Origin of the sequence: Mesorhizobium sp. M7A.F.Ca.CA.002.04.1.1, from assembly GCF_004022805.1 — a bacterium.
GTDB lineage: Bacteria > Pseudomonadota > Alphaproteobacteria > Rhizobiales > Rhizobiaceae > Mesorhizobium > Mesorhizobium ciceri.
This window is the reverse complement of the sequence record NZ_RZPL01000312.1, coordinates 1-6,244: the sequence shown is the minus strand read 5'-3', so window position 1 is coordinate 6,244 and position 6,244 is coordinate 1. Positions and strand designations below refer to the sequence as shown.

6 protein-coding genes and 1 pseudogene are annotated in these 6,244 nt (G+C 63.3%); 5 read left to right on the top strand and 2 right to left on the bottom strand.

The window, feature by feature from the left end; all coding sequences use genetic code 11:
* Both ENZ75_RS17320 and ENZ75_RS17315 read left to right on the top strand, forming a co-directional pair.
* A partial coding sequence (locus ENZ75_RS17320; RefSeq protein WP_245481167.1) for an OB-fold nucleic acid binding domain-containing protein occupies positions 1-1,150 on the top strand: 1,150 nt, incomplete at its 5' end.
* A 67-nt stretch (positions 1,151-1,217) separates the two neighbouring features.
* Positions 1,218-2,021, top strand: a complete 804-nt coding sequence (locus tag ENZ75_RS17315; protein WP_063167892.1) for a potassium channel family protein — start codon at positions 1,218-1,220, stop codon at positions 2,019-2,021.
* Positions 2,022-2,033: 12 nt separating this feature from the next.
* Here the strand turns inward: ENZ75_RS17315 and ENZ75_RS17310 are convergent, their stop codons facing one another.
* Entirely contained in the window at positions 2,034-2,915 is an 882-nt protein-coding gene (locus ENZ75_RS17310) for a DMT family transporter (RefSeq protein WP_013531939.1), read from the bottom strand.
* Between the two features lie 198 nt (positions 2,916-3,113).
* On the opposite strand from ENZ75_RS17310, the gene ENZ75_RS17305 reads away from it, so the two are divergent.
* Entirely contained in the window at positions 3,114-3,620 is a 507-nt protein-coding gene (locus tag ENZ75_RS17305) for a hypothetical protein (protein WP_024503586.1), read from the top strand.
* Here ENZ75_RS17305 and ENZ75_RS17300 read toward each other — a convergent pair.
* A complete protein-coding gene (locus ENZ75_RS17300; RefSeq protein ID WP_013531937.1) occupies positions 3,617-4,945 on the bottom strand; it encodes a DNA polymerase IV in 1,329 nt (442 codons plus the stop codon). The two genes, ENZ75_RS17305 and ENZ75_RS17300, sit on opposite strands and share 4 nt — an antisense overlap.
* A 65-nt stretch (positions 4,946-5,010) precedes the next feature.
* On the opposite strand from ENZ75_RS17300, the gene ENZ75_RS17295 reads away from it, so the two are divergent.
* On the top strand, positions 5,011-5,586 hold the full coding sequence (locus ENZ75_RS17295) for a GNAT family N-acetyltransferase (protein ID WP_024503584.1): 576 nt from the start codon (positions 5,011-5,013) through the stop codon (positions 5,584-5,586).
* 107 nt (positions 5,587-5,693) lie between these two features.
* A pseudogene (locus ENZ75_RS17290) lies at positions 5,694-6,244 on the top strand (hypothetical protein); the annotation flags it as partial.

Here is a 6,244-nt window from a genome sequence, read left to right as displayed (position 1 = left end):
GGTTTCATACCAGACCGCCTATCTCAAGGCGCATTATCCGGTCGAGTTCCTGGCGGCGTCGATGACGCTCGACATGGGCAACACCGACAAGCTCGCCGATTTCCGCCAGGACGCGCTGCGCCTCGGCATCGAGGTTCTGGCGCCGTCGGTGACATCGAGCTTTCGCCCCTTCGAGGTCGGTGAGAACCGCATCTATTATTCGCTGGCAGCGCTCAAGGGCGTCGGCGACGCGGCGGTCGAGCACATCGTTGCCCAGCGTGGCGAAAAGCCGTTCAAGAACCTCGCCGATTTCTGCGAGCGGGTCGATCCCAAGATCGTCGGCAAGCGCGTCTTCGAAAGCCTGATCATGGCCGGCGCGCTCGACTGCTTCGGCCACGACCGCGCGTCGATGATGGCGGGCGTGGAACGCATGATGGGGCTGGCGTCGCTGGCGCAGCAGAACGCGGTTTCCGGACAGCACGACATCTTCGGCGCCTCGCTCGGCGCCCAGTCGCAGGCACTCAATCTGCCGGCGACAGAGCCGTGGCTCGCCGCCGACCGGCTGCACCGTGAATTCCAGGTGGTCGGCTTTTACCTCTCGGCCCACCCGCTCGACGAGTACAAGGCGGCCCTGCAGAAGATGCGGGTGCAAACGTGGGCCGAGTTCTCGGCGGCCGTCAAACGCGGTGCCGCCGCCGGCCGCCTGGCCGGCACGGTGACATCCAAGCAGGAACGCAAGACGCGCACCGGCAACAAGATGGGCGTCATCGCCTTTTCGGATACGTCAGGCCAGTACGAAGCCGTGCTGTTTTCGGAAGGACTGGCACAGTATCGCGACCTGCTCGAGGCCGGCCGCTCCGTCGTCATCACCGTTGCGGCCGAGGACAGGCCGGAAGGCGTCAATCTGCGCATCAACTCGGTGCAGTCGCTGGAGGATGAGGCAAGTCGCATCCAGAAGGCGCTGCGTATCTTCGTGCGCAACGCCACGCCGATCAACACGCTGGCCGGCCAACTGACCGTCAGGGGCGAAGGCCAGGTCAGTTTCGTGCTGATCAAGGAAGAAGGCGAGGGTGAAATCGAGATAGAGCTGCCGAACCGCTACCGTATCTCGCCGCAGATCGCCTCGGCGATGCGCGCGGTGCCGGGCGTGGTCGAAGTGGAATTGGTGTGACCCCCGCTCTTTTCGGGGCGCGGCAATCAGCCGGGCGGTCGCTGCGGCCAACGCCGGCGCAGTCAGCATGAAGCCGGCGCAGAGGAATGGGTCGCAGGCGGTTTCAGCCTTGGCGCGGCTGCGTGACCGGCTGCGCAGGCTTTATCATGGGCGCACGCCGGCCGCTTTCCGGTTCCAACTGGTGGCCGTCGTCATCGACCTCGCCATCATCGCCTTCTTCATCGCGACGCCGGTTCTCCAGGACAAGCCGTCCTTCCTCTGGCTCGACTATTCGGCGGCCGCGCTGGTTGCCGCGGACCTCGCTGCCCGCCTGCTTGCCTCCAAGAACATGCTGCGGCTGATGAAGCAGCCGACCTCGTGGGTCGATGTCTTCATCCTCTTGACGCTGCTGATGCCAACGGCGTTCGCCAATCTCGCCTTCCTGCGCATCCTGCGGCTGTGGTCGCTGTCGCGCAGCGGTTCGCTCTGGCGGCATTTCGAGATGCGAGGACTGCGGCCGTGGCGAGAGGCCAGCCACGCGGTCATCAACCTTTTGACCTTCCTGTTCGTCATCACCGGCTTCGTCTACACGTTCTTCTTTCGCACTGGCGCCGGCCTGGAAAACTATATCGACGCGCTTTATTTCACTGTCGCCACGGTGACGACGACCGGCTTCGGCGACATCGTGCTGCCGGGCATGGCCGGCAAGCTGACGGCAATCGTCACCATGATCATCGGCATATCGCTGTTTGTCAGACTGGCTCAGGCGATCTTCCGGCCAGCCAAGGTGTTGTTTCCCTGTCCGCAGTGCGGCTTGCGGCGGCACGAGCCGGACGCCGTGCATTGCAAGGCCTGCGGCCATCTTCTCAACATACCCGACGAAGGGAACTGACGGCCGGCGGGACTACGACGCCGCCACTTCGGCCGGCTTTATCTGCCTGCGCTGCAGATTGAGCAGATTGCCCATCAGGATCAGCAGCGCGCCGCCGGCGGTGAAGGCGTCGATCTGCTCGCTATAGAGCAGCCAGCCGATCAGTGCCGATAGCGGCACGCGTAGAAAATCCATCGGCGAGACGATGGTCGCGTCGGCATAGCCAAGCGCTCGGGCCATACAGAAATGCGACGACATGCCGGTGAAGGCGATCAGCACGATCCATGGCCATAGCTCCAGTGGCGGGTTGCGCCACGTATAGAGCGCCGGGATGAGACCGACCACCGACTGGACAATCAGCATCCAGCAGATGATGCGTACGACGCTGTCTGTCCGGGTCAGCGACTTGACGGTGACCACCGAGATGCCGAAGCAGGCCGCGGCGCCCAGCACGACGAGATGTCCAGGATCGACCGAGCCGACACCGGGGCGCACGATGATCACCACGCCGATCAGCCCCAGCGCGATCGCTGCCAACTTGGGCCGGTTCAGCCTTTCGCCCAGAAAGATCACCGCCAGGATAGCTGTCCAGATCGGAGTGGTGAATTCGATCGAGATCAACACGGCCAGCGGAATCAAGGTGAGGGCGTAGAGCCATGCCGCCTGGCCCGTGTAATGGATGACGTTGCGGGCGATATGGGCAACCGGGCGCTGCGTGCGCATGGCTTGAAAGCCGCCACTCATCATCACCAGCGGCAGCAGGATGAAGAAGCCGATCACGGAGCGCAACTCCAGCACTTGGAAGACGTTGAGCTCCGCTGTCGTGGCCCGGCCGGCGACCGTCATGCCAAGGAACGAGGCGATAGACAGCGCCATCCAGAACGCGGCCTTGGGGATCGAGGGGGTGGGTGCCATTCGCGCTATGTCGCAGGCCAGCACCTCTGCCGCAACCGCTAGCCAAGGCATTCTTCTGGGCCAGTCGCGACTGGCTCGATGTTGTAAAACAGTCATGTGGCGGACGGAACCTGAAATGGTAGGTGGCGTTGAGTCCCGATGGTCAGCCGTGCTCGTGGATCGCCCCGCCTTTTTTCGAAAACGACAAGGAGAGCTTCGATGAGATCCTTCGCGCAATTCGCGCTTACCGGCGGTCTATTGGTTGCGGCAGGCGCAGCACATGCCGACGAGACCCAATTTCTTCAGTCGTTCAAGGGCAATTTCGCCGGCAAGGGCACTGTCCAGGTAACCACGGATGCTCCGAACGTCAGCGTATCGTGCAGCTTCAAGTCGAATGCGACCTCAACCTCGCTATCGCTGGATGGAAATTGCCGCGGTCTCATTGTGGTGTCGCGGGCCATCAGCGCCAATCTGAAAGTTACAGGTGCCAAATACAGCGGCACCTATGTCGGCTCTCGCACGGGACCGGCGCAACTCAACGGCAGCCGTTCGGGCAATGCGATCAACCTGGGCATTCGCTGGGCCAAGGAGGTCAATGGCGACCGAAGGGCGCAGATGAAGGTCGAGAAACGCGGCGAGAACGGCATGCGGCTGACCGTCATCGACACCGACCCGAAAACCGGCAAGAGCGTGGTGACGAGCAGGATAGACTTGCAGCGCACCTAATCCTCGAGCGGCTCCGGCGGATGGGCATCGCGGCCCTTGCCGAATGTGTAGCCGGTTTCCACCGCCTTGCGGCCGAACTTGTCGCGCAAGGCATCGATGGCGCCCTCGGCCATGGCGCGCTTGCGCGACTGGATGTCGACCAGATCGGGCGGGTCGGCCTTGTCGTCGTCCGAGAGGTCGCTGACGCCGATGCCGAGCAGCCGATACTTCGTGCCGTCGGTTTCCTTGCGCAGAAGCTCCACCCCAGTCTGAAAGATGCGGTCGGCGAGCCGGGTCGGGTCGCCGAGCTGGCGATTGCGCGTGCGCAGCTTGAAATCCTGGCTCTTCAGTTTCAGCACCACGGTGCGCCCGGCAATGCCTGACTTTTTCAGCCGTGCCGAAACCTTTTCCGAAAGACCCCTGAGAACCGCGATCAGTTCCTCCAGCGACGCGATGTCGGTGTCGAAGGTGGTTTCGGCCGATACGCTCTTGGCGTCCTGATCGGGATCGACGCGGCGGACATCCTCGCCGCGCGAAAGGTGGTAGAGCCGGTCGCCCATCGTGCCATAGCGGCGCATGAGGTCGCCGCGATCCATCTGCTGCAGCTGGCCGATGGTGCGGATGCCGTCACGCTCCAGCGTTGCGTTGAACGCCTTGCCGACACCCCAGATCATGGTCACCGGCTGCGCCGCCAGGAAGCCGACCGCCTCGGCTTCGCCGATGACCGAGAAGCCGCGCGGTTTACGGAAGTCCGACGCTATCTTGGCGAGGAACTTGCAGTAGGACAGGCCGGCCGAAACGGTGATGCCGATCTCCTTCTCGACCGCCAGCGCAAAGCGCGCCAGCACCACAGCGGGTGGCAGGCCGTGCAGTCGTTCGGTGCCGGCGAGGTCGAGAAACGCCTCGTCGATCGACAGTGGCTCGACCAGCGGCGTCAGCGCCTGCATCATGGCGCGCACTTCGCGGCCGACGCGGACGTATTTTTCCATGTTGGGGCTGATGACCACCGCCTCCGGGCAGGCTTCGAGCGCCTTGAACATCGGCATGGCCGAGCGGACGCCCTGGATGCGGGCGATGTAGCAGGCGGTGGAGACCACGCCGCGCTTGCCGCCGCCGATGATCAACGGTTTGTCCTTGAGCGCCGGATTGTCGCGCTTTTCGATTGCCGCATAGAAGGCGTCGCAATCGATATGGGCCAGATGCAGCCGGTAAAGCTCGGGATGACGCGCAAGCCGGGGGCTGCCGCAGCGCTCGCAGCGGCGCGTCTGGCTGCGCTGAAGCATCAGGCAGTCGCGGCAAAAACCGTGATCGGGATTGTTGACAGGGGCCGCCATCGCTGCGAACATAAAGAGAACAGAGGCAATGGTACGACAGTGCAAGGCCAGCGACAAGGCTGGCCTGGGGAGAACGCATGAGCACGACCATAGCGCCGCTTGCGCCCGAGCTTTGGGCTGAATTCGAGGACCTCTTCGGCAAGCAAGGTGCCTGCTACGGCTGCTGGTGCACGCACTTCCGGCTGGCGCCGGCGATGCGTCGCGAGAGCAGCCGGGAACGCAACAAGGACCACATCAAGGCGCGCATCGAGGCCGGCCCGCCGCCGGGCCTGCTGGCATTCGAGGACGGTCAGGCGGTTGGCTGGATGCAGATCGGACCGCGCGCCGACGTGCCCGAATGGAACAACCAGGGCAGGGGGTCGGCACCGGTCGATCCTGCCGACGCCACGGATCCGGCCGTCTGGGCGATCTCCTGCTTTTTCATCCGCGGCAAGGCGCGCGGCAGGGGCATCACGCATCGCCTCGTCGAAGGCGGCATCGATTTTGCCCGCCAGAACGGTGCACGGCTGCTCGAGGCTTGTCCGATAGATCTGTCTCGCGATTCGCGTTCGATCGGCCTGTTCGTCGGCTCGTCGCGGGTCTTCGAGAAGGCTGGTTTCGAGAGGCTGTTGGAACGCAAGGCCGGTCGGCCGCTGATGCGGCTGGTGCTTTGATCGAGATTGCCTGCCCGGATGCCGTTGTCGATCTCACCTTGCGGTTGCAGCGGTAATTTCATACCAGACGGACAAAGCCTTTCTTCTCGGTCAAACGGAGAATTCGCGTGAACCGTGCCCTGCCATTCGTGTTCCTTCTTGCGTTGAGTGCCCCTGCTCTCAGTCAGACCGTCGACAGTCAGGGTGCGAAGCAATTGTCCGACGACTTGTCCCGCTATGTCGGCAAGCAGGCGATCGACAAAGGCATTTTGAAGGTTTCGCTGGAAGGTGGTGCTTACAAGATCCTGTTCGATTTCAAGGCACTTGCCGCATCATTTCCGGACCAGAAACTGCTGAAGTTCGACTTCGCGCCCTATGCCCTGATGGTCAAGCCGCGCAGCGACGGATCCTGGGATGTCTCGATGGATTTCTCCCAGAGCGCCTCCTTCGAGTTCAACGGACCCGAAGGCCTGCAAAGCACTCAGTTTTCGATCAAGGACGGCAAGGGCTCGGGCGTCTACGATCCAAATCTGGCGGCCTTCACCAGCGGCACCAGTTCGATGGCCGGCATGACGATGGCGTCGAAGGATGCCAAGCAGCACATGGAGGCCAGCGCCGGCGCTGGCATCGCGACCGTTGCCGCGACCAAGTCGGCGACCGGGGGCGTCGATTTCACAAC